The sequence below is a fragment of the Chryseobacterium formosum genome (assembly GCF_026460885.1).
In the GTDB taxonomy this organism is placed as follows: Bacteria; Bacteroidota; Bacteroidia; order Flavobacteriales; family Weeksellaceae; genus Chryseobacterium; species Chryseobacterium formosus.
The window spans coordinates 45777-67248 of record NZ_JAOVZW010000010.1 but is presented as its reverse complement, the minus strand read 5'-3'; the positions used below and the strand labels follow the sequence as shown (position 1 = coordinate 67248).

The 21472-nt window shown below is 32.6% G+C and carries 25 protein-coding genes; 16 read left to right on the top strand and 9 right to left on the bottom strand.

The window, feature by feature from the left end:
• Positions 1-10: 10 nt before the first annotated feature.
• Positions 11-916: a DUF6427 family protein gene (locus OF897_RS09030; protein ID WP_267265369.1), complete on the bottom strand. Its 906-nt coding sequence runs from the start codon at positions 914-916 to the stop codon at positions 11-13.
• A 42-nt stretch (positions 917-958) separates the two neighbouring features.
• Here OF897_RS09030 and OF897_RS09025 point away from each other — a divergent pair, with 42 nt between their 5' ends.
• Positions 959-1192, top strand: a complete 234-nt coding sequence (locus OF897_RS09025; protein ID WP_267265368.1) for a DUF6341 family protein — start codon at positions 959-961, stop codon at positions 1190-1192.
• A gap of 77 nt (positions 1193-1269) precedes the next feature.
• On the opposite strand, the gene OF897_RS09020 is transcribed toward OF897_RS09025, so the two are convergent.
• From OF897_RS09020 to OF897_RS09000, 5 genes are all read right to left on the bottom strand, one after another.
• Positions 1270-1704, bottom strand: coding sequence for a universal stress protein (locus OF897_RS09020; protein ID WP_267265367.1), 435 nt, complete (start codon positions 1702-1704; stop codon positions 1270-1272).
• Between the two features lie 60 nt (positions 1705-1764).
• Entirely contained in the window at positions 1765-2370 is a 606-nt protein-coding gene (locus OF897_RS09015) for a fumarylacetoacetate hydrolase family protein (protein WP_267265366.1), read from the bottom strand.
• Positions 2371-2383: 13 nt separating this feature from the next.
• Entirely contained in the window at positions 2384-2785 is a 402-nt protein-coding gene (locus tag OF897_RS09010) for a putative signal transducing protein (protein ID WP_267265365.1), read from the bottom strand.
• Positions 2786-2902: 117 nt separating this feature from the next.
• Complete coding sequence (locus tag OF897_RS09005) at positions 2903-3667, bottom strand: 3'-5' exonuclease (RefSeq protein ID WP_267265364.1); 765 nt, start codon at positions 3665-3667, stop codon at positions 2903-2905.
• 84 nt (positions 3668-3751) lie between these two features.
• Positions 3752-4492: a CDP-alcohol phosphatidyltransferase family protein gene (locus OF897_RS09000; RefSeq protein WP_267265363.1), complete on the bottom strand. Its 741-nt coding sequence runs from the start codon at positions 4490-4492 to the stop codon at positions 3752-3754.
• A 251-nt stretch (positions 4493-4743) separates the two neighbouring features.
• Between OF897_RS09000 and OF897_RS08995 the strand changes: the two genes are divergently transcribed.
• The 10 genes from OF897_RS08995 (at position 4744) to OF897_RS08950 (ending at position 15646) form a co-directional block, all read left to right on the top strand.
• Positions 4744-6672: an LTA synthase family protein gene (locus OF897_RS08995; protein WP_267265362.1), complete on the top strand. Its 1929-nt coding sequence runs from the start codon at positions 4744-4746 to the stop codon at positions 6670-6672.
• A 149-nt stretch (positions 6673-6821) separates the two neighbouring features.
• On the top strand, positions 6822-7241 hold the full coding sequence (locus OF897_RS08990; protein WP_267265361.1) for a DUF2147 domain-containing protein: 420 nt from the start codon (positions 6822-6824) through the stop codon (positions 7239-7241).
• A 109-nt stretch (positions 7242-7350) separates the two neighbouring features.
• Positions 7351-8331, top strand: a complete 981-nt coding sequence (locus tag OF897_RS08985; RefSeq protein ID WP_267265360.1) for a pyruvate dehydrogenase complex E1 component subunit beta — start codon at positions 7351-7353, stop codon at positions 8329-8331.
• 124 nt (positions 8332-8455) lie between these two features.
• Positions 8456-10444 (top strand): KUP/HAK/KT family potassium transporter, encoded by a 1989-nt coding sequence (locus tag OF897_RS08980; RefSeq protein ID WP_267265359.1) that lies wholly within the window; start codon positions 8456-8458, stop codon positions 10442-10444.
• A 74-nt stretch (positions 10445-10518) separates the two neighbouring features.
• A complete protein-coding gene (locus OF897_RS08975; RefSeq protein ID WP_267265358.1) occupies positions 10519-10992 on the top strand; it encodes a Fur family transcriptional regulator in 474 nt (157 codons plus the stop codon).
• Between the two features lie 3 nt (positions 10993-10995).
• The gene (locus OF897_RS08970; RefSeq protein ID WP_267265357.1) at positions 10996-12738 is read left to right on the top strand and encodes an OstA-like protein; all 1743 of its coding nucleotides are present in this window, start codon (positions 10996-10998) and stop codon (positions 12736-12738) included.
• Between the two features lie 264 nt (positions 12739-13002).
• Positions 13003-14184 carry an aspartate aminotransferase family protein gene (locus tag OF897_RS08965; protein ID WP_407648293.1) on the top strand — a complete coding sequence of 394 codons (1182 nt, stop codon included), beginning with the start codon at positions 13003-13005 and terminating at the stop codon, positions 14182-14184.
• 7 nt (positions 14185-14191) lie between these two features.
• Positions 14192-14362, top strand: a complete 171-nt coding sequence (locus OF897_RS08960) for a hypothetical protein (RefSeq protein ID WP_267265356.1) — start codon at positions 14192-14194, stop codon at positions 14360-14362.
• 11 nt (positions 14363-14373) lie between these two features.
• Positions 14374-14760, top strand: coding sequence for an START-like domain-containing protein (locus OF897_RS08955; protein ID WP_267265355.1), 387 nt, complete (start codon positions 14374-14376; stop codon positions 14758-14760).
• 76 nt (positions 14761-14836) lie between these two features.
• Positions 14837-15646 (top strand): aminotransferase class IV, encoded by an 810-nt coding sequence (locus OF897_RS08950; RefSeq protein ID WP_267265354.1) that lies wholly within the window; start codon positions 14837-14839, stop codon positions 15644-15646.
• Between the two features lie 79 nt (positions 15647-15725).
• On the opposite strand, the gene OF897_RS08945 is transcribed toward OF897_RS08950, so the two are convergent.
• Together OF897_RS08945 and OF897_RS08940 are read right to left on the bottom strand one after the other, a co-directional pair.
• Positions 15726-16304, bottom strand: coding sequence for an N-acetylmuramoyl-L-alanine amidase family protein (locus OF897_RS08945; protein ID WP_267265353.1), 579 nt, complete (start codon positions 16302-16304; stop codon positions 15726-15728).
• 105 nt (positions 16305-16409) lie between these two features.
• The gene (locus OF897_RS08940) at positions 16410-16958 is read right to left on the bottom strand and encodes a YqgE/AlgH family protein (protein WP_267265352.1); all 549 of its coding nucleotides are present in this window, start codon (positions 16956-16958) and stop codon (positions 16410-16412) included.
• Between the two features lie 24 nt (positions 16959-16982).
• On the opposite strand from OF897_RS08940, the gene pdxH reads away from it, so the two are divergent.
• Positions 16983-17624, top strand: coding sequence for a pyridoxamine 5'-phosphate oxidase (gene pdxH, locus OF897_RS08935; protein ID WP_267265351.1), 642 nt, complete (start codon positions 16983-16985; stop codon positions 17622-17624).
• 105 nt (positions 17625-17729) lie between these two features.
• Here pdxH and OF897_RS08930 read toward each other — a convergent pair whose 3' ends face one another.
• Positions 17730-18044, bottom strand: coding sequence for an HU family DNA-binding protein (locus OF897_RS08930; RefSeq protein ID WP_267265350.1), 315 nt, complete (start codon positions 18042-18044; stop codon positions 17730-17732).
• A 399-nt stretch (positions 18045-18443) separates the two neighbouring features.
• Between OF897_RS08930 and panD the strand changes: the two genes are divergently transcribed.
• The 4 genes from panD (at position 18444) to OF897_RS08910 (ending at position 21381) form a co-directional block, all read left to right on the top strand.
• Positions 18444-18794, top strand: coding sequence for an aspartate 1-decarboxylase (gene panD, locus OF897_RS08925; protein WP_267265349.1), 351 nt, complete (start codon positions 18444-18446; stop codon positions 18792-18794).
• 3 nt (positions 18795-18797) lie between these two features.
• On the top strand, positions 18798-19811 hold the full coding sequence (locus tag OF897_RS08920; RefSeq protein WP_267265348.1) for a lysylphosphatidylglycerol synthase transmembrane domain-containing protein: 1014 nt from the start codon (positions 18798-18800) through the stop codon (positions 19809-19811).
• 170 nt (positions 19812-19981) lie between these two features.
• A complete protein-coding gene (locus tag OF897_RS08915; RefSeq protein ID WP_102980898.1) occupies positions 19982-20557 on the top strand; it encodes a TerD family protein in 576 nt (191 codons plus the stop codon).
• Positions 20558-20715: 158 nt separating this feature from the next.
• Complete coding sequence (locus OF897_RS08910) at positions 20716-21381, top strand: TerD family protein (protein WP_267265347.1); 666 nt, start codon at positions 20716-20718, stop codon at positions 21379-21381.
• The last annotated feature ends 91 nt before the right edge of the window (positions 21382-21472 follow it).

The window sequence follows — 21472 nt, the reverse complement described above, 5'->3', positions numbered from 1 at the left end:
AATCTTTTTTTTAAAATAAGTTAAAGTGAGTTCCAGCTTTAAAAGCAATCAAACTTACAATGGTTAACCACACGCTTACTTCCTGCATCCAATATTTTGGTAGGAATTTCATCATTCTGCTCAATATAATCGTCGAAGGAAAAGCCAAAAGCAATAGATACTCATAACTTTTATCCATATAAAGGATGATACTTATTAATTGGGCCAAAGAAAAAACCAACAGGAAAGTATATTTATATCGACTTACAGGGCTTTTCTTATTATAATGCTTAAAGTGATCATAAATTGCATAAATCAGCATCAAAATAATCGGAATCAATGGAATTAATTCGGTGTAATCTGTCACCATTTTCATCTTTCCAAAAGGAATATAATCAGTATTCCAAAAATAAAACTGAAAGAAAAACATTACTGAGAAATAACTCAGCGCAATCATCGTAATTCCCAGAAGAAATCTGAAAATATTTAAACCGACTCTTTCAGACGTTACAATTAAATGAATTAATACAAAACACATCATCGGCCAAGTTGTAGGTAAGAAAATAAAATTTAACGCTACAATAGATCCTACTAAAACGTAAGATTTCTTTCTTAAATCTTCATCTGTACTCGTTAAAAGCAACAAAAGAAAAGAATTGGTAAGAATCGCAACGGCAATTCCGAGGTCAAGATTACCATCGTACAATCCGAAAATAAAAAATGTATAGAGAAAAAGTGGCAAATGCGTATTATAATTCAATGCAATTGCATTAAAACAAAAATATCCCAACGCAATTCCTACGAAAGTAATTACTGCTATAACTCCTTCATAAGTGTTGAAATTCAATATGTTAAATAATATTACTACTAAAAGAAGAAAACCAATATAAACAGGAATTGAAAAAATATTGCTTTCTTTTGAAAGTAATCTAAACATTTTTTATAAATTTGTGCAAAGTTAATTTAAAAAAGGAAAATAATGACGTCTTTCTTTCTATTCTTAAGTGATGCATTCAAATGGGCATTCGGTTTCTACGATATTTTCGGAAACGTACTAAACTGGGTTTTATTCGCAGTTTGTTGTGTATTATTTACTTATTGGTGCTACGTTTTGGTGGCAACTCTTGGGAATAATAAAGATAAAGACTATTTTTCTCCTACAGAAGGGAAGCATCCTTATTACGATCCAACGATCTATAAAAAAGAAGGTTAATTAATTGGTTATATAGAAAAAGACCGGTCAAATTTTTTGATCGGTCTTTTTTATTTTTAGTTGAAGCTCTACTTTTATTAGTGAATAGGAAGGACTAACACGGGAACTTTCGAATCTTTTGTCAGTCCTTTCGTTAAACTTCCTACAAAAACATCATAAATGCCGCTTCTTCCGTGAGAACCCATTACAATGTAACTGGCATTTTTTAGATCAGAATATTCCAAAATAATATCTTTGGCGATACCTTGTTTCAGAATATGTTCACATTCTACATCCTGAGCAAGAATTCTTTGGTTGATTTTATTTAAAAGCACCAATTCTTCTCTAATCTCATTTTCTTCAACTTCCGGAAAATACTGATATCCCATATCTCCGATTGCAAAACCTATGTCTGTAGGTGCAACGTGAATAAGGCAGATTTTTCCCTTTACTTCTTTCGCAAATTTTACGGCTCCATCTACGAGTTGATCTGTTTTTTCTCCAAAATCGACAGGTAAAATAATGTTTATCATAATTTGTAATTTAAGTCTTTTAAAGGTATGAAAAAAACAGACCAATCTCAAATGACTTTTTTACATAATTCTTATATCTAAGACTTTTTCGTCTTCAAGATAAGCTTCCAAAACATCATTTTCAGAGACTTTTCCCACACCTTCCGGAGTTCCTGTGAAAATCAAGTCTCCAACTCTCAATGTAAAATACTGCGAAACAAAAGCAATAATGTCATCAATACTGAAGATCATATCTTTTGAATTTCCGTTTTGTACTTTCTCTTTGTTTTTGAGAAGCGAAAAATTCAAAGATTCAAGATTATAATTTTCTTTTTTGAAGAAATTTCCCACAACAGCCGAACCGTCAAAACCTTTCGCCAATTCCCATGGAAGACCTTTAGATTTTAAATCACTCTGCAAATCTCTCGCAGTAAAATCAATACCCAAACCGATTTCTTCGTAATGCTTGTTTGCAGATTCTTTTTGAATATATTTTCCTCCTTTTGAAATCTTTACAACAACTTCCAGCTCATAATGTACATCATTCGAAAATTCCGGAATGTAAAAATCATTTCCTTTCAAAACAGCCGTATCGGGTTTCATAAAAATTACAGGCTTGTCTGGAATAGCATTTCCCAGTTCTTTTGCGTGTTCGCTGTAATTTCTTCCTATGCAGATTATTTTCATAGTTTATTTTTATTTATTCATGCGTAAATTCATTCTCACAATAATAACACACATATTTATCGCTTGACAACAAAGAAATTCCAAAGAAACTCGTCGAGCTGTCATCTTTATAAATATGATTGGAACCACATTTCGGACAAACAAAATCGAATTTCGGATTCTCAATCGTATGTTCTACTTCAAGAGCAAACTTTTCATTTTCTTGGTAATCAGTTAAGACCTTTTCAGCATTATCAAAATCATTTTCGAAAACCTGCAACTGAATTCCGCCAACAGCTTGTGAAAGCAGCCAATCCGACTGTATCAATTGCTCGTTTGCTATAAAACTATTAATTCCATTTTCTGCAAGAATCTGTTTATCACGATTAGCTTCCAAAGCAGTTTCATAAAATTTAAATTTAACTAAATCATTCATCTTTTAAATTTTTATAATTATTTTATTGCAAATCGAAGATTCGACGTAGTTAAAAGCAACAAAGAATGTGCTGGAAATAAAAGTTTACAAACTTACTTGTTTTTTATAACCTAAAAATTAAAATTTACTTGAAAGCTGAATTTTAGTAAAAACTTTTTTTGTGTACAAAGGAAAATCAGCATTTTGCAGCCATCCGAAATATCCCAAATCTTTTTGGAAAACTTCTTTTACAATCTGTCCTTTATATTTTCCGAAAGCAAATATTTCCTGATTTTTTGCATTGTAATGAATCATTCCAGCTAAGTCGGCAAATTTATTCTGAGTAGAAAATTCACTCAGTTCAGCAATTTCATTAGAAATATCATCGTATTTTCCAACTTGAGCGTCTAAAACTTCAAACGTTGCCAAAACATCAGCTTCAGCAGAATGGGCATTTTCTAAAGTTTTCCCACAATAAAATTGATAAGCTGCACCCAAATTTCTTGGTTCTTTTTTATGGAAAATTGTTTGTGCATCAACCAATTTGAATTTACTCAAATCAAAATCGAAATCTGCACGAAGCAATTCTTCAGCCAACAAAGGAACATCGAATCGGTTTGAATTAAAACCTCCCAAGTCTGTGCCTGTAATCATTTCAACAATTTTCGGAGCAATTTCTTTGAAAGTCGGTGCATCTTTAATGTCTTCATCATAAATTCCGTGAATCTCGCTTGATGCAATAGGAATCGGCATTTCAGGATTTACTCTCCATGTTTTACTTTCTCTTGAAGAATCAGGATTTACTTTTAAAATACAGATTTCAACAATCCTGTCTTTTCCAACGTTAGTTCCGGTTGTTTCAAGATCGAATACGCAAAGCGGTTTGTATAGTTTTAAGTTCATTTGTTTTATTAGTTATGAATTATAAGTTATGAATTATGAGTATTAAGAGCGATTAACTTATCACTGAAAACCCATCATTTATAACTATTTAAGTTGTTTTTGAAATATTAATGAAATGAAAATATAGTAAAGAATAACCAACGGAATTCCGACAGTTTTAAATATAATTAAAATAAGAATTGCGCCAATTAATAAAGCGATTTTTGGATAATTATCCTGCAACTTCATTGATTTGAATTTCATTGCTATCATTTTGATTGGGCTGATTAAAAGCCATGATGAAATTGCCGTTAGAAGCAATAAATAAAATTCATTTTCAAATAAAAAAGAAAAAGCGGTAGATTCTTTATGAGCGAAATATAATCCAAAAATCAAAATTGTATTTGAAGGAGTGTTCAAGCCTTTAAAATAATATTTCTGATCTTCATCCAGATTAAAAATTGCCAGTCTTAAGCATGAAAAAAGCGTAATTATAAATCCGAAATAAGAAATCCAGCGATGTTCTTTAAGAAGAAAATATCCGTAGTCAATAAAATTTAACGAATTACTGTTTTCAAATTCAAGAAGAGAAACAAAAATTGTCAATCCAGGAATCAGTCCGAAACTTACCATGTCTGCCAAAGAATCAAGCTGGGTTCCCAAATTGGAATTGGCTTTTAAAGCTCTCGCCACAAACCCGTCAAAAAAATCTAAAACCAAAGATAAAATAATGCAGATTGCAGTTGTCTGATAATCGCCTAAAATCAAATGTACAGCACCAACACAACCCGAAAAAAGGTTTCCCAGTGTGATGGCATTTGCCAGATTGTTCTTTATGAAATTCATGAGAGCAAAATTACATTTTTTAAAAATTTTAACCTTAATTAATATGAACTAAAAATTACAATCCTGTGAATTTAACGTAAATTTGCGTCGCAAATTTGTTATCGGCCAAAATTTTAAAGTAAAGTTTTGATTGATAACGTTTCATCTTTAAAGACAAGTATATACAAATGAAATCGCCATGATTTGGAAACTTAACCATTTATACAATGTAGCGATTGAATATGTCCTATGAAAAAAATAAATATCTACTTATGAAATTTTTTAAAGAATTCAGAAAAGAAGAATTCCTGATTTTGTGCTACAGGATTTTTTTGGCTTTTGTGTTTTATCAGATTGCGAGACTTCTGTTTTGGTTTTTCAATAAAGATTTAATAAAAGTAGACAGTGTTTCAGATTATCTGAGTTTGGCTTTTCATGGGATTGCTTTTGATTTGACGGCGATTCTTTATGTGAATGTGCTTTTTATTTTTTTAAGTTTAATTCCGATTGTAATTAATACTAAAAAAGTTTATCAGAAAATTCTTTTTTGGATATACTTTATCACCAATGGAATTGCTTATACCATGAATTTCGGAGATTTTATCTATTATAAATTTTCTCAGACAAGACTTACTTCGGCAGCTTTTCAGGTGGCAAAACATGAAACCAACATCATGAAAGTTTTTACCACATCAACCAAAGAACACCCTTTTGTGATTTTATGGTTTGTGGTGTTGATGATTTTATGGGTTTTTCTTTATAAAAGATTTAAAATTACTGAAAGAAAACCTATTAAGCTTGTTCCTTATTTTATTTGGTCGGTAGTGACTTTGTGTATTTCTGCAGTTTTAATTGTTGGCGGAATCAGAGGCGATTTTAAACATAGTACAAGACCAATTAACTTGGTGGATGCCAATAAATTTGTAAAAACTCCGATTCAGGGAAATCTTGTTTTGAATTCTACTTTTTCGTTTTTCAGAACATTGGGGACAAATAATTTTAAAGAAGTTCAGTTTGTTGATCAGAAATTTATTGATGAAAATATCAATACTTATAAAACGTATGACAGACAGGTCCAGGATAAACCTAATATTGTCATTTTTATTGTTGAATCTTTCGGAAGAGAATATTCAGGAGCATTTAATAAAGATAAAAACATCAAAGATTACGTTTCTTATACACCGTTTATCGACAGTTTAGCTAATCAAAGTTTGATTTTTCCAAATACTTTTGCTAACGGAAGGCAATCAATTCACGGAATGAGTAGTATTTTGGCAGGAATTCCGAGTTTGACGGATGCTTTTACAAGTTCGCCTTATTCAAACCAAAAAATTCAGTCGATTGTTTCGGTTTGTAATGATTTGGGTTATGATACTTCGTTTTATCATGGTGCACCGAATGGTTCAATGGGCTTTTTAGGTTTTGGAAATATTTTAGGTTTCAAACATTATTACGGAAAAGATGAATATCATGGTGATCAGGATTTTGACGGAATGTGGGCAATCTGGGACGAACCTTTCCTTCAGTATTTTGCAAAAAATGTAGGAAAGCAAAAACCTTTTATGGCGACAGTTTTTACTGCTTCATCGCATCATCCATTTAAAATTCCGGTAAAATATAATGGGAAATTTAAAAAAGGTAATATTGAAATGCATGAACCAATGCAATATACCGATTATGCGATCAAAGAATATTTTGAAACTGCGAAAAAACAGCCTTGGTTTAAGAATACTATTTTTGTCTTTACAGGAGATCATACCAATCAGGTTTATTATTCTGAATACGAAAAAGCGATGAATCGTTTTGCTGTTCCTTTAATTTTTTATTCTCCAAATCCAGCTTACAATTTAAAAGGTGTAAATAATGAATTGGCACAGCAAATTGATATTTATCCTACTTTGGCAGATTTAATTGGTTACAATAAAAAAATCAGAAGCTGGGGAAGAAGTTTGGTGAGTGAAAAAGTATATCAACCTTTGATTGTGAATTCAGACGGAACTTCGGAGCAGTTTATTTACGGAAATTATATTTATAGGTTTGATGGTAAAAATATTATCGGAATTTATGATAAAAATGATTTAGGTTTTGAAAATAATTTAAATGATAAAATAAAATCTCCGGAAACCAAAAAAGGAAAACAAATTGCAAAAGCGTGGTATCAGGATTATATGAGCCGAGTAATCAATAGAAAGCTGAATTGATTTTTATAATTGTTTAATTTTTAAAATTGGTCTGTCTATTGTTATATATGCAATGGATAATAAAAATGTTTGTGTGTTTAAAATTTATTTCTATTTTTAACTAATCAACATTTAAGCTATCTATAAATAAAAATTAAACTTAAAATAATATGAAAAAATTATTAGTAACATTTGTACTTTCATTATTCAGTGTGATGTCATTTGCACAAATTGAAGGAAAATGGAAAACCATAGATGATGAAACAAAACAGGCAAAATCTATCGTTGAAATTTGGAAAAAATCTGACGGTAAATATTATGGGAAAGTATCTCAATTATTGATAAAACCTGCAGATCCCAACTGTACAAGCTGTAAAGATGACAGAAAAGGTAAACCAATTTTAGGCTTGGAAATCATCAGAGGTTTAGCAAAAGATGGTGATGAATTTACGGGAGGAACAATTACAGATCCTAAAACCGGTAAAACTTATAAATGTACCATCACAAGAAGCGGTGATAAACTGAATGTAAGAGGTTACATGGGAGTTTCTATTTTAGGAAGAACACAAGTTTGGCAGAAAGTCAACTAATCAGTTTAAAATAATATTAAATATAGGGCAACTCAGCAATGAGTTGTCTTTTTTGTTATGTAAATAATAAATAATTACTATTTTTGTACTCTAAATTTTTCAAATAAATATGGCAGAATATACTTTTCGTGAAGTGATTGCGCAGGCAATGAGCGAGGAAATGCGTAAAGACGAATCCATTTTTCTAATGGGAGAAGAAGTAGCAGAATATAATGGTGCGTACAAAGCTTCTAAAGGAATGTTGGACGAGTTTGGTGCTAAACGTGTAATCGATACACCTATTGCAGAGCTTGGTTTTACAGGTATTGCTGTAGGTGCTGCAATGAATGGTAACAGACCGATTGTAGAATATATGACGTTCAACTTTGCACTTGTTGGGATTGATCAAATCATCAACAACGCTGCAAAAATTCGTCAAATGAGTGGTGGTCAGTGGAATTGTCCGATTGTTTTCCGTGGTCCTACAGCTTCTGCAGGTCAGTTGGGAGCAACTCACTCTCAGGCTTTCGAAAACTGGTATGCTAATATTCCTGGTCTTAAAGTAGTAGTTCCTTCAAACCCTTATGATGCGAAAGGATTATTAAAAACAGCTATTCAGGATAACGATCCGGTAATTTTCATGGAATCTGAACAAATGTACGGAGACAAAATGGAAGTTCCTGAAGAAGAATATTATTTACCAATAGGAAAAGCAGATATCAAAAGAGAAGGTACGGATGTAACTTTGGTTTCTTTCGGAAAAATCATGAAATTAGCGCTTCAGGCAGCTGAAGATATGGCTAAAGAAGGTATTTCTGTTGAAGTTATCGATTTAAGAACGGTTCGTCCTTTAGATTTCGATACAGTTTTGGCTTCAGTAAAGAAAACAAACAGATTGGTGATTTTAGAAGAAGCTTGGCCATTTGGTTCTGTGTCTTCCGAAATTACTTATATGGTACAGCAAAAAGCATTTGATTATTTGGATGCACCAATCAAGAGAATTACTACTCCTGATGCACCAGCTCCTTATTCAGCAGCTTTATTTGCAGAATGGTTCCCTAAACTTGAAAAAGTAAAAGAGGAAATCAAAAATGCGATGTACGTTAAATAATTATTAAGCGATTATAGAAAAAAACTTCCGAAAGGAAGTTTTTTCATTTATACAATGAATGACTTATGTGACGTAGCATCATTAATTTAATATAAATTTGCGCTTTTAAAAATAATAAGCTGAAATGGCAGAAGTTACAGAAGGAGGTCATCATATTGACCTTAAGAAACTTTCATTTGTGGGAGTTCTTGTTTCACTCGGAATAGTTTTCGGTGATATTGGTACTTCACCGCTTTACGTGATGAAAGCGATTGTGAATGCAAGTAAAGATTCTACAATGCCTTTCGATACTTATATTGAAGGTGCAATTTCATGTATCATCTGGACATTAACGCTGCAAACTACTGTAAAGTATGTAATTATAGCATTAAAAGCAGATAACAAAGGTGAAGGTGGAATTTTAGCGCTTTATTCTCTCGTTAAAAAGCTCAAAAAAAAATGGCTCTATGTCGTCGCCATTATTGGTGCATCAACTTTGGTTGCCGATAGTGTAATTACGCCGTCTCTTACTGTAATGTCAGCAATTGAAGGGCTCAAAATCTACAATCCTGAGACACCGGTTGTGATGATTACTATTCTTATTTTATTTATAGTATTTGTCGTTCAGCAATTTGGTACGGCTTCTATTGGTAAATTTTTTGGCCCTATCATGGTTACTTGGTTTTTGGCATTAGGAGTTTTTGGTTCGGTGCATATCGTAGAGCACTTTGAGATTCTAAAAGCATTCAATCCGATGTATGCATATAATCTGATCACTCACTCACCAAGTGCAATCGTTATTATGGGAGCTGTTTTCCTTTGTACAACGGGTGCAGAAGCATTATATTCAGATCTTGGACATTGTGGTGCGAAAAACATCAGAGTGAGCTGGATTTTTGTTAAATTAATGTTGATTCTAAATTATTTGGGTCAGGGAGCATGGCTTTTAACGAATTATAAACAAGTATTTACAGGGGTTAATCCATTTTTTGGAATCATGCCGGAGTGGGCAGTTTTGCCTGGAGTAATCTTAGCAACATTAGCCGCAATCATTGCCAGTCAGGCTGTAATTACAGGTTCTTTTACAATGTTTTCAGAGGCAATGTCGATTTCATTTTGGCCAAATCAGCATATAGAATATCCTTCAGGAATTAAAGGACAGATGTATATTCCAAGAATCAACTGGGGATTGATGGCTTTGTGCTTTGGAGTTGTTATTTTCTTCAAAGAATCGGGCAAAATGGAAGCCGCTTATGGTTTAACGATTACCATAACGATGTTAATGACCACTATTTTACTGATTTATTGGTTGAGCAGAAGCAGGGTCAATAGAATTTTCATTATTGGTTTTGCACTAATTTATATCTTCCTGGAATCAGGGTTTTTCTACGCTAATGTCATCAAATTTATGGATGGCGGTTGGTTGACAATGGTTCTTGGTGGCTTCATTGCAGTTTGTATGTACGCTTGGTATAACGGAAGGTTGTTGAAATCTAACTTTACAAGCTATGTGAAAATCGATAAGTACGTTAATATCATCAAAGACATGAAGTTGGATGAAACCATTCCAAAGTATTGTACCAATCTTGCATATTTGAGCCGTGCAAAGCGTAATGATGAGATAGAATCGAAAATTATTTATTCAATTATTAAGAAGCAGCCGAAAAGAGCTGATCATTATTTTATTTTGAGTATTGTGAATCAGGAAGATCCTTATACTTTTAAATATAGTGTTGATGAAATTCTTCCGGGAACGATCTATAAAATAAATTTCCTTTTAGGATTTAAAGTGGATCGAAGAATCAACGATTATTTCAATATGGTTCTAAAAGATATGATGGCTGAAGGAACAATTCCTGCTCGAAGCAGTCACCCGTCTTTAAGGGCACACAATATTCCACCAGATCTTAAATATGTTATCATAGACAATACCTATATCAACGATATTCTTTTGACGGTAAAACAGAAAATTACGTTAAATATTTACAATTTTGTTAAATATATTGGTAGTGATGATTTCAAATCTTGGGGTGTTACATCACACAATGTTATTGTAGAATCGGCTCCACTAACGGAAGAGACGATCTCAAGCAGTAGAATTCAACAAAAAGATTTCGTAAGACATAATTCTTAAAAGTATTTTTACAGACTGAATTACATCATATTGATTTAAATAAAAATCGATAAATTTGTAAGATAAATTTTTAAATGGATACTTTACAAAAAGAAAAGAATATAACTTTAATAAAAGACGTTTTAAGAAACTACCTTCTTGAAAAGGGTTTTCGTAATACACCTGAACGATACACTATATTGGAAGAGATCTATAATATGGAGCATCACTTCAATGTAGACGATCTGTATCTTTTGATGATGCAGAAAAAGTATCATGTTTCTAAAGCAACCATCTACAATACCATCGAGATTTTTCTTGATGCAGGTTTGATTCGTAAACATCAGTTTGGAGAAAAAACGTTGACTTCATCGTCTTACGAAAAATCTTATTTTGATAAACAACATGATCATTTGGTGATTTACAAAAAAGATTCAGATAAAGAAATTGAAGAAATCATAGAGTTCTGTGATCCTAGAATTCAAGGAATTAAAGAAGCAATAGAAGGAGCTTTTGGTGTGAAAATTGATTCTCATTCGCTGTATTTTTATGGCACTAAGAATGATTAATCAATGAGACTGATTCTTTTTCTCTTTCTATTTATTTCCTCGTTCACTTTAGCTCAGGTTACACCAAAACCTGTGCAACGTGATCCCTATTTGCAAAATCCTGTAAAAAATCAGCCACAGAAGAAACAACCCGGCCAAAAGGTAAAGATTATTCATGCTGATGAAATTAGTAAGGATACTAAGTATGATGGTAACCGTTACCTTAAAGGGAATGTTGTAATAGAACATCAAGGCTCTATACTTTCGGCGGATGAAGTCGTCATGTATGATGAGGAAAATTTCGTAAAGGCTATCGGTAATTCAAAACTTAATAATTCTGATGGCTCTGTAATTACTTCTTCAGAGATGGAGTATGATGGAAACACTCAAAAAGGTGTTGCCCGTAAAAATGTAGTTCTTACAGATCCAAAAGGCACAATTATTAAAACTGAAACCATGTATTATGACAGGGTTTCCAATCAGGCTTATTACAATACAGGAGGAACTATTAATGACGGGAAAAGTACAACGTACGCCAAAACGGCAACGTACTTCCTTACAACCCGAACTATTGATTTAACCGGAAGAGTGAAAATTGTCGATAAAGATTATACTTTAGAGGGTGATAATGTCGTTCAAAATCAAAATACCAATATTGTTACCATCAACGGTTATACAGTAATCACTAATAATAAAAATCCGAAAAACAGAATTATTACGGATAAAGGAACTCATAATATGAATACCAAAGAGTCTTTTCTGACGAAAAACTCAAGGATTTATTATAATGATAAAATTCTTACCGGAGACGAAATTTATTACAATCAGCTTACGGGTTTTGGGAAGGCTACAGGGAACGTTACACTGGATGATCCTTTAGAGAAACGATATGTAAAAGGTGGTTATGGAGAAATTTATGAAAAGAAAGATTCTTCGATGATGACCAAGGAACCTTATGCGGTTAAGATTCTTGAAAAAGATTCTATTTATTTCGCTTCAGAAAAGATTCTCACTTACCAAAAACCCGACACAGCAGATATTACCAAAAAGAAAAGTTATCTGAGAGCTTTTAAAAAAGCAAGAATTTATAAATCTAATGCACAGGGAAGAGCAGATTCTATCGCTTTTAACGAAACTGATGGAATTATGCATATGTACAAAGATCCAATTCTTTGGAGTGGAGAAAAGCAGGTAACAGGAGATAAAATTGAAGCCTATTTTAATACAAAAACAGAATATATTGATTCTTTAAAAGTAATCGGAAACGGTTTTGCTATTGCTAAAGTAGATTCTCTAAATCTTGTAGATGAATTTCATCAGGTGAAAGGTAGATTAATGACGGTTTATTACGAAGGACAGGATATTAAAGAAATTAAAGTAATCGGAAATGCCGAAGCAATAACATATGCCGATGAAGATAATAAAAAGACGGAAGTCAAGGAAAGAATAGGGATTACCCTTTCAACCTGCGGAATTATTGGTGCGCTTTTCGAAGGCAGATTTCTTCAGATTATTTCGTGTAGTGTAGGAGCTGCGGCAAAAACTTACCCGATGAGTAAAATTGCTCCCGACCAAAAGAAATTTGAAGACTTCAATTGGAATACCAAAGACCGAATAAGGAAATGGCAGGATATTCTCGTCGATTCTCCAAATAACGAAGAGATAAAATACGAAGCTAACGATACGCTTTACAATAAAGTGAAAGAGGCCGCAGATAAAGAAAAAGCCAAAGAAGAAGCTAAAAAACCTAAAAGGGTAAGAAAATAATAAGAAGACTGTCTCAAAATTGAGAGAGTCTTTTTTTTGATGTAATGCTTTCGTCAAATCCTTTCGACGATTATAAGAAAAGCTCCCGTCGGTTTGAACAAATCCACGGGAGCTTTTAGAAAAAGCAAGCTTGCTTTTTAAAAATGCACGCCTGCTTTTAAAAAGTCGTTACTTAGCTTTTCCTTCTATTCTCAAATTAAATAATATTTATAATTTCCTATTTACCAAATCTTCTTTAGCTTTGCCTAAAATTTTTTTCATACAATGGAAATACAAAACGATTTTTTTAAATATCAGGCTCAAACTACCCAATTTGCAGCAGGTTTTGAAGTAGAAAAAGCAGAAGGAAGCTATATTTTTGGGAAAGACGGCAGAAAATATCTAGATTTCGTGGCGGGAGTTTCTGCAAATACTTTGGGACATTCGCATCCGAAAATAGTTAACGCAATCAAAGAACAAGCGGATAAATATCTTCACGTAATGGTTTACGGAGAATATGCTCAGGAAAAACCTGTCGAATTATGTCGATTATTAGCTGAAGCTACTCCTGATCCATTAGAAATTACTTACTTGGTCAACAGTGGAGCTGAAGCAATCGACGGAAGTTTAAAATTGGCAAAAAGATATACCGGAAGAGAAGAAATAGTTTCTTTTAAAAACTCTTATCATGGAAATACACACGGTGCATTAAGCGTTTCAGGACATGAAGGTCACAAAAGAGAATTCCGTCCTTTATTGCCGATGATTTCTTTTATTGAATTTAATAATGAAAATGACTTCGATAAAATCACGGAAAAAACTGCTTGCGTTATTCTTGAAACCATTCAGGGAGCGGCAGGTTTTTTAGTTCCGAATGAAGATTATTTAATTAAATTAAAAAAGAGATGCGAAGAAGTTGGGGCTTTATTAATTCTTGATGAAATCCAACCTGGTTTCGGAAGAACGGGTAAACTGTTTTCTTTTGAGCATTTCGGCATTGTTCCCGATATTCTCGTAATGGGGAAAGGAATGGGAGGCGGTGTTCCTGTGGGAGCATTTATGAGTTCTAAAAAGATTATGGAAACATTGGCGCATTCTCCGAAATTGGGTCATATTACAACTTTTGGCGGAAATCCATTAATCGCAGCGGCTTCTCATGCAACTTTAAAAGAAGTTTTAGAAAGCGGTTTAATGAATGAGGTTGATGATAAAGAAAAATTGTACAGAGAACTTTTGGTACATCCGAAAATAAAGAATATTAATGGTAAAGGTTTGATGCTTGCTGTCAATTTAGGAACTCCAGATTTTACCTTAAGTGTCGCTAAAAAATGCATGGAAAGAGGTTTAATTGTTTTCTGGCAATTATATCGAAACGAGTACTTGAGAATCTCTCCGCCATTGACGATTTCAAAAGAAGAAATCACCGAAGGTTGCAAGATTATTCTTGAAGTTTTAAATGAAGAATAGCTTTAAAATGACTAATATCGAAGCCTCTTTTTTAAGAGGTTTTTTGATGGAATTTAATGATGAAAGTTTTTGTAAAGTTTCGATTGGAAGCAACGAAAATATTTCTGATAAAAATCATAAAAATTTAAATATAATTTTGCGTAATAAAAAAATTAATTTATATATTGCGTCACGTTAAAAATAAGTTATATGGCGAAACATAAAGTCCATTACGAATTCCCAATGCACTGTCTTTCAGAGATTTTGTATGAATATTTGGCAACAGCTGAGGGATTGTCTGAATGGTTTGCGGATGATGTACTAGAGAAAGGAGATGATTTCTTTTTTAGTTGGGGTGGAGGTCCTGCTGAAAAGGCGACTTTAATCAGATATAAGCCTGAAGGTTTCGTACGTTACAGATGGGAGGAAGATGAAGGGACGAAAAATTTCTTCGAAATGACAATTACAATTGATGATATTACAGAAGATTTAGCTTTAAATATTACAGATTTTTGTGAAGAAGGAGATGAAGAGGAAAACGCAATGTATTGGGAAAACCTTATAGAAAATCTTAGAATAAAATTAGGTGCTGCTTAATTCTAAGCTGTACTGTTTTTAAATAGCAAAACTGATGAACGATTTATCGTTCATTATTTTTTTATAAATATTCATAATGGAAAATACATATTTTACATCTGAAGAATTACAGGTGAAAAACCGTGCTTTTCTTTCAGGAGATGCGGTGAAAGTTTCTTTTTTTATAAGAAATTCAAAGCTGATTATGGATGAAGAATGCTATTTCTTTTTAATGGCATCCATGAGAAAAATGAGACTGAATATTCCTCTTACGTATACTTTGGAATTTTTTCAGAATCTTTTCAATACGAAAGTAATCGAAGGAAATAATATTCAAAACGGGATTATCAATTTTCTGGTCTTCAGGAATTCAGATGGCGTTACTTTGTCTAAGTCTTCGGTTTCTTATTATTTTGAGGTAGATGAAATGGATGACGTTCTTTCTATTAATCAAAGACCTTTGGAATTAGATTTAATTAAAGAAATTAATGTAAATAACAATCTTTTAAGTAATATAAGAGTTCACTGTCCGGAAAATATTTATGGAGGAATTTACGCACAGGAAAACGATTTGGATGATGTTATTTTATTAAATCCAAACAAACGAATTGCTCGTGCTACTACCGGAAATCTTCTGTTTCTTGAAGGTGATGTAATTAAAATTCCGAAACAGTCAGAAGGAGCATATATTTCGCCTTTGCTGGAGAATTTTGTGACGTATCTGCATAAAAATAATTTGGCAGATGTTCAGGAGCACGAGATTATCGCTTTTGAATCTCAAAAAGCCGAAGAAATCTTATTAATTTCAGATGAAAAGGGAGTTTTCTCAGTAAAGAAAATTAGAAATAAAACTTTTGAAAACAATCGCTTCACCGAATTGGTAGAAAGCTGGAAAAATAGTTTCTAAAATTGACAAACCCGGTAAACAACATTTCAGTCCTTTACCGGGTTTTATTCTGATAAATCAGAAAGGTGTATTCTTTAAATTAATTTTCGTTGATGAATTCTGCAAATTTTCGAGCAATTTGTCTTTGTCCATCAGGACTACTCAAATATTCTCTTTCTTTTGCATTGTTGATATAGCCCAATTCTACTACAACTGCAGGAGATTTTGAGTTTTTCAGAATATTAAGATTTTGCTCTTTAATAGCACATTCTCCTAATTTCTTAGATAATTTTTCAGCTAAATTTTTCGATTCAGTAGTATTCTGAATGAAAATTTCATGACCGCTTTTAGGAGTATTTGCTTCGGGAGTTGAGTTGATATGGAGAGAAATAACCATTTCCGGGTTAAGCTTGTTGATTTGCTCTGTTCTTTCTGAAAGAGTTGCATAAGTATCGCTGTCTCTTGTTAAAATAACTTCGTATTTTCCGTTTTCGCTTGCTTGTTTGATTTGTTGAGCGATATTTAAAACCAACTCTTTTTCTAGGACGCCATCTTTATTGGCTCCTAAATCATTTCCGCCATGACCGGCATCAATTACGACAACTTTTTTATTTACGGGAGTGAAAGAAAGAATTGCTGTAGAAGCTAAAGATAAAGCCAGTAATTTTATTGCTTTCATAGTTCGTTGTTTTAGGTTATCAAAGAACGTGAAAAGTATCTTAAAAATTGTATAACAAAAACTTAAAATTTGTTAAATGTATATCGCTTCTTTGTGAAGTAATGATTAGTTTAACGAAATGTCTTCTGGAGCATTTGCCCACAAAAGGTATTCACCACCAAGATTTTGCATAATTGATTTCCATAAAGTATGGTCATTGGGAAGCGTGTAATCTAAATTGTAAACATCTACAACCGTCCAAACTTTTTGTTGGATTTCATTGTCAAGCTGTAAACCCGACCAACCCGAATATCCCGAAAATATTTTTACATCCTGAATGCTGATTTCGTTCTGCAAAACAGCATTAATAATAAGTTCTATATCTTCTGTAAGATAATATTCATCATTGATTATGGTGTAGTTTTCAGTGACTTTTTTTCCTTTAACAATAAAAAATACTTTGTCATTTTCTACAGGACCGCCATCATAAACTTCAATCTGAAAATCGAAGAAATTTTTAAAACGATTACTCATTTTGCTGTTTTTTTTATTCAAGATCAAGCCGAATGCGCCACTTTCGCTGTGGTCGATAATCAGCACTACCGATCTTGAAAAAATATCGCCGGAAATATCAGGTGTGGAAATTAATATTTTACCTTTGTATGAGTAATTCATACTCAAATTTAATAAAAATTATTTATGGAAAACCTCCACGATAAAAGAAAAATCTACGAAAAATCACAACTTATTGAAAGTGAGATTAAAGAGAATCCTATCGAACAATTCAGAGATTGGTTTTTGGAAGCTTCGGAAAATCCATCCATTTCAGAGGCGAATGCAATGGCGGTTTCTACTTTGGAGGAAGATGGATGTCCAAGAACGAGAATGGTTTTGCTAAAAGAATATACGTATGAAGGCTTTATTTTTTATACCAACTACGACAGCAGAAAAGGAAAAGCAATAGAAAAAACACATAAAGCGTGTCTTCATTTCTTTTGGCCAGGTTTAGAAAGACAGATTATCATCAAAGCAAACCTTGAAAAAATTGCTGAGAATTTGAGTGACGGTTATTTTCATTCAAGACCAAAAGGAAGTCAACTTGGAGCGGCGGTTTCTCCTCAAAGTCAAGAAATTCCAAACAGGGAGTTTTTAGAAGAAAAATTGAGAGATTTAGAAAAAGAATATGAAAATTCAGAAGTTCCAAGACCGGAAAATTGGGGTGGCTACATCGCAAAACCTTACGAAATAGAGTTTTGGCAAGGAAGACCAAATAGATTACATGATAGAATTATATATTCATTAGAAGATTTGGACTGGAAAATTTCCAGATTAGCTCCTTAATTTATTTGATAGCTTGAAAACTTAAATCAAATTTTGGCTGAGTTTCGAGAAACCACACAAAAAAACCCCATCAAATGATGAGGTTTTTTCTTTATAATCAAATGATTATTTTTTCTTTTTAGCAGCAGCTGCAGGTACGTTTGCCATTGCAACAGCTGTAGATAAATCTGCGCCAGCCTTGAACTTAGCAACAGTTTTAGCTTCGATGTTGATTGGTTTTTTAGTCGCAGGGTTAATACCTTGTCTTGCAGCTCTCTCAGATACAGAGAAAGTACCGAATCCTACCAAAGAAACTTTACCTTCCTTAGTTTTTAATGTATTCGTTACATTAGAGATAAAAGATTCTAGAGCAGCTTTTGCAGCAACTTTAGTAATACCTGCGTCTTTTGCGATTGCGTCAATTAATTCAGACTTGTTCATAATTTTTAATATTAAAAGTTAGTTAGTTATAAAAGCAAATTTAAAACAATTTTCAAATTGTGCAAATTTTTTGTAAAAACATATTGATTTTTTTTACATTTCATCAAAATCAATTAAAATTTGATAATTTGGGTTTTTACGAAAAATCAAGGTTTCGAGATACTAAAACCGTGCCAACTACTTATGTATATTGGCTTTCCTAAATTATTATTATTTGTTTTTAAATTTATTAAATTCCTAATTTAATATCAACAATTGATTTTTTTACAGATATGCTTGCTAAGTTTGTAAAATAAATATGAATATTTTAGTTTGGATTAAATTAATCACCTCAATTTATGGGAGTTGTAATTTTTATTTTAAAATGATTTTCTTAAATATTATTAATAAATTTGCACCATGTTAATAGAAGTATTCAAATCTAAAATTCACAGGGTTAGAGTTACGGCTTCAGACCTTAATTATATTGGAAGTATTACCATTGATGAAGACCTTATCGAGGCTGCAGGTTTGGTAGTTGGAGAAAGAGTTTATATCGTGAATGTCAACAACGGGGAACGTTTTGACACTTATGTCATCAAAGGAAAAAGAAAATCAGGAGAAGTTTGCTTAAATGGTCCTGCAGCAAGAAAAGTTCAGCGTGATGACATTATTATTATCATTGCTTATGCTCAAATGACTCCGGAAGAAGCTCAGGAATATCAACCAAAAATTGTTTTCCCGGACGAAAAAACAAATCTTCTTACTTAATTTATGGAGAAGAAATCAAATAAAACTTTAAAATCTTTACTCACCATAGTAATCTCGCTTGCTTTTGCAGGCTTTTTTTTGTGGTTAGCACTGAGAGGACTGGATTTTAAAGTCATTCAGAAATCTTTAGCGAAAGCCAATTATCTTTGGGTAGCTTTTGCTGCAGTTTTTGCACTTTTAGCATACTGGTTTAGGGCAATTCGATGGAATTTATTATTGGAACCAATGGGGCACAAAATCTCAAGTTCAAATGCACTTTGGTCTTTATCTTTCGGATATTTAATGAATCTTACCATTCCTAGAAGTGGGGAAGTTGCGAGAGCAACTGCTTTATATGGTGTTGAAAAAGTTCCTGTTGATAAATCTTTTGGGACTATTATTCTGGAAAGAGTAGTGGATTTGATTTGTATGCTTGGATTTTTAGGATTGACCTTAATTTTTAAATATGATGCAATCTTATCATTTTACGAAAATTCAGGAGTCAATATAAATCCGAATAAAATATTGTTGATTCTTGGAGGTTTAGCAATTGCCGGAGTTTTGTTTTTTGTTTTTAAAAATAAATTTGTTAATGTTCCTGTTTTAGGTAAAATTATTGGTTTTATTGATGGTATTATTCAAGGTCTTACCTCGATTTTCAAATTGAAAGAAAAAGGAAAGTTCATTATATATACAATAGGAATTTGGGTTTCTTATTATTTTGCAGCATATCTTGTGTGTTTTGCTTTGCCTGAAACTTCAGATTTTACTTTTGCTGACGGATTTTTCATCATTGTTGTAGGAACTTTAGGAATGATAATTCCTGCAAGTGGCGGAATTGGAGCCTTTAATTTGGCAATGAAGTACGGTTTTATGGCATTATTCCTTGCGATGGGCAAAAGTGCTGAGTTTGGTGGCGAAATGGGATTGACGTATTCATTTATCTCGCTTCCGTTACAAATTGTTGTTATGTTGGTGATGGGATTGATTTCTATTCCGATGTTGGCAAAAGCACGTAATAATTTAATAGAAGAATAATCTTATTAATTTTAAAATATATAAATCCTGTTTCATTTGAAGCAGGATTTTTTTTTGCTTAAATTTTTTTCAAATATTAAAAAAACTTTAAAACTGTATGACTTTTTATCATTAATTTGGTTAATTCAAAAATCAAATCTATCTTAAGGGAAAAATTATATTTATAGATTATGGCAATTAATTTACAGAAAGGTCAAAAAATAGAACTAGGACTTACAAAAATGACAATTGGTTTGGGATGGGACCCAAATGAAGGTACAGGTCATGCATTCGATTTGGATGCTTCAGCGATTATGATTGATTCAGACAGAAAGCTTGTCGGTGACGAGTATTTTGTTTTTTACAATAATTTAAATTCTCCGGACGGAGCTTTACAACATACAGGAGATGATCCCGATGGAAAAAGCAGCGATGGAGACGATGATGAAGCAATTGTTATCGATCTTGAAAAGGTGGATCCAAGAGTGGAAGAAATTCTGTTTGTGGTAACCATTGAAGATTTCGAAAGAAGAAAACAAAATTTCGGAATGGTAAGAAATTCTTATATCAGAGTTGTGGATAATAACAATCATCAGGAAATTGCAAAATATGAGCTTGATGAAGATTTTTCTATTGAAACAGGTGTAGAATTCGGACGTCTTTACAAAAGAAACGGAAGCTGGAAATTTGAAGCTTCAGGCATCGGTTACAGAGCAGATCTCGGTTTCTTTTTAGAGAAATATTATAAAGGTCAGATCATTAAATAAAAGAAATATTTTAATAGCATGCATCAAAGACTTTCAATCTTCGCTGAGTGAAACGCCTTTGCGAACGAAAATATTCTCAATCAGATAAAAAAACTTTGCGCTCTTTGCGTTTAAAAAAGATTTAAAACAAAATTAATAACACAAAAAAGATATTAAAAATGGCAATCAATTTACAGAAAGGTCAAACTATAGATTTAAGAAAAAACGATCGTGGAGAAAGTGTTTATGATCTGTCTCAGGTAACCATTGGTTTAGGATGGGATGTTCGTAAACAAGGAGGTTTTTTCGGGAAAATTTTCAACAAAGAAGCAGAGTATGATTTAGATGCAGTTGCATTTCTTTTAGATGGAAACGGAAAAGTTGCCAATTTAGGAAGAACCGTTCAGACGAATGATGGAAGACAAATGGGGCTTTACCAAGGTGATGTTATTTATTTCAATTCAATGCAGCATCCAAGCGGACATATCTGGTTGACTGGCGATAACAGAACCGGAGCTGGAGACGGCGATGACGAGCAAATCATCGTTAAATTAGACCAACTCGACGAACGTTATCAGAAAATTATTTTCGTGGTAACGATTTATATGGGAAGACAAAATAATCAACATTTTGGGATGATTGATAATGCATTTATTCGTGCAGTTGATGCAAGAGGAAAAGAAATTACAAAGTATAGTCTTTCTGGTGATTCAAGTATGAACGGAATGTGCTCAATGGTTTTTGCGGAAGCATACAGACATAATGGTGACTGGAAATTCCGTGCTTTAGGAGAGCCAAATCAGTCAGACAGTTTTGTTGACATTTTAAAGAGATATTCTTATTAAATTTTTATTGAAATTAACTTTCTTCAAAATTTGATTTAATCATAAACTAACAGCAAATAGCAGAATCTGTTTGTTGTTAGTGAATTAATAC

Coding starts and splice junctions, on each gene's coding strand:
- OF897_RS08910 (WP_267265347.1), top strand. CDS start 20,716: ATGGCAATCAATTTACAGAAAGGTCAAACTATAGATTTAAGAAAAAAC.
- OF897_RS08920 (WP_267265348.1), top strand. CDS start 18,798: ATGGAGAAGAAATCAAATAAAACTTTAAAATCTTTACTCACCATAGTA.
- OF897_RS08915 (WP_102980898.1), top strand. CDS start 19,982: ATGGCAATTAATTTACAGAAAGGTCAAAAAATAGAACTAGGACTTACA.
- OF897_RS08965 (WP_407648293.1), top strand. CDS start 13,003: ATGGAAATACAAAACGATTTTTTTAAATATCAGGCTCAAACTACCCAA.
- OF897_RS08995 (WP_267265362.1), top strand. CDS start 4,744: ATGAAATTTTTTAAAGAATTCAGAAAAGAAGAATTCCTGATTTTGTGC.
- panD (WP_267265349.1), top strand. CDS start 18,444: ATGTTAATAGAAGTATTCAAATCTAAAATTCACAGGGTTAGAGTTACG.
- pdxH (WP_267265351.1), top strand. CDS start 16,983: ATGGAAAACCTCCACGATAAAAGAAAAATCTACGAAAAATCACAACTT.
- OF897_RS08930 (WP_267265350.1), bottom strand. CDS start 18,044: ATGAACAAGTCTGAATTAATTGACGCAATCGCAAAAGACGCAGGTATT.
- OF897_RS09025 (WP_267265368.1), top strand. CDS start 959: ATGACGTCTTTCTTTCTATTCTTAAGTGATGCATTCAAATGGGCATTC.
- OF897_RS08980 (WP_267265359.1), top strand. CDS start 8,456: ATGGCAGAAGTTACAGAAGGAGGTCATCATATTGACCTTAAGAAACTT.
- OF897_RS09030 (WP_267265369.1), bottom strand. CDS start 916: ATGTTTAGATTACTTTCAAAAGAAAGCAATATTTTTTCAATTCCTGTT.
- OF897_RS08985 (WP_267265360.1), top strand. CDS start 7,351: ATGGCAGAATATACTTTTCGTGAAGTGATTGCGCAGGCAATGAGCGAG.
- OF897_RS09015 (WP_267265366.1), bottom strand. CDS start 2,370: ATGAAAATAATCTGCATAGGAAGAAATTACAGCGAACACGCAAAAGAA.
- OF897_RS08975 (WP_267265358.1), top strand. CDS start 10,519: ATGGATACTTTACAAAAAGAAAAGAATATAACTTTAATAAAAGACGTT.
- OF897_RS09010 (WP_267265365.1), bottom strand. CDS start 2,785: ATGAATGATTTAGTTAAATTTAAATTTTATGAAACTGCTTTGGAAGCT.
- OF897_RS08940 (WP_267265352.1), bottom strand. CDS start 16,958: ATGAATTACTCATACAAAGGTAAAATATTAATTTCCACACCTGATATT.
- OF897_RS09020 (WP_267265367.1), bottom strand. CDS start 1,704: ATGATAAACATTATTTTACCTGTCGATTTTGGAGAAAAAACAGATCAA.
- OF897_RS08970 (WP_267265357.1), top strand. CDS start 10,996: ATGAGACTGATTCTTTTTCTCTTTCTATTTATTTCCTCGTTCACTTTA.
- OF897_RS08990 (WP_267265361.1), top strand. CDS start 6,822: ATGAAAAAATTATTAGTAACATTTGTACTTTCATTATTCAGTGTGATG.
- OF897_RS09000 (WP_267265363.1), bottom strand. CDS start 4,492: ATGAATTTCATAAAGAACAATCTGGCAAATGCCATCACACTGGGAAAC.
- OF897_RS08945 (WP_267265353.1), bottom strand. CDS start 16,304: ATGAAAGCAATAAAATTACTGGCTTTATCTTTAGCTTCTACAGCAATT.
- OF897_RS08960 (WP_267265356.1), top strand. CDS start 14,192: ATGACTAATATCGAAGCCTCTTTTTTAAGAGGTTTTTTGATGGAATTT.
- OF897_RS08950 (WP_267265354.1), top strand. CDS start 14,837: ATGGAAAATACATATTTTACATCTGAAGAATTACAGGTGAAAAACCGT.
- OF897_RS08955 (WP_267265355.1), top strand. CDS start 14,374: ATGGCGAAACATAAAGTCCATTACGAATTCCCAATGCACTGTCTTTCA.
- OF897_RS09005 (WP_267265364.1), bottom strand. CDS start 3,667: ATGAACTTAAAACTATACAAACCGCTTTGCGTATTCGATCTTGAAACA.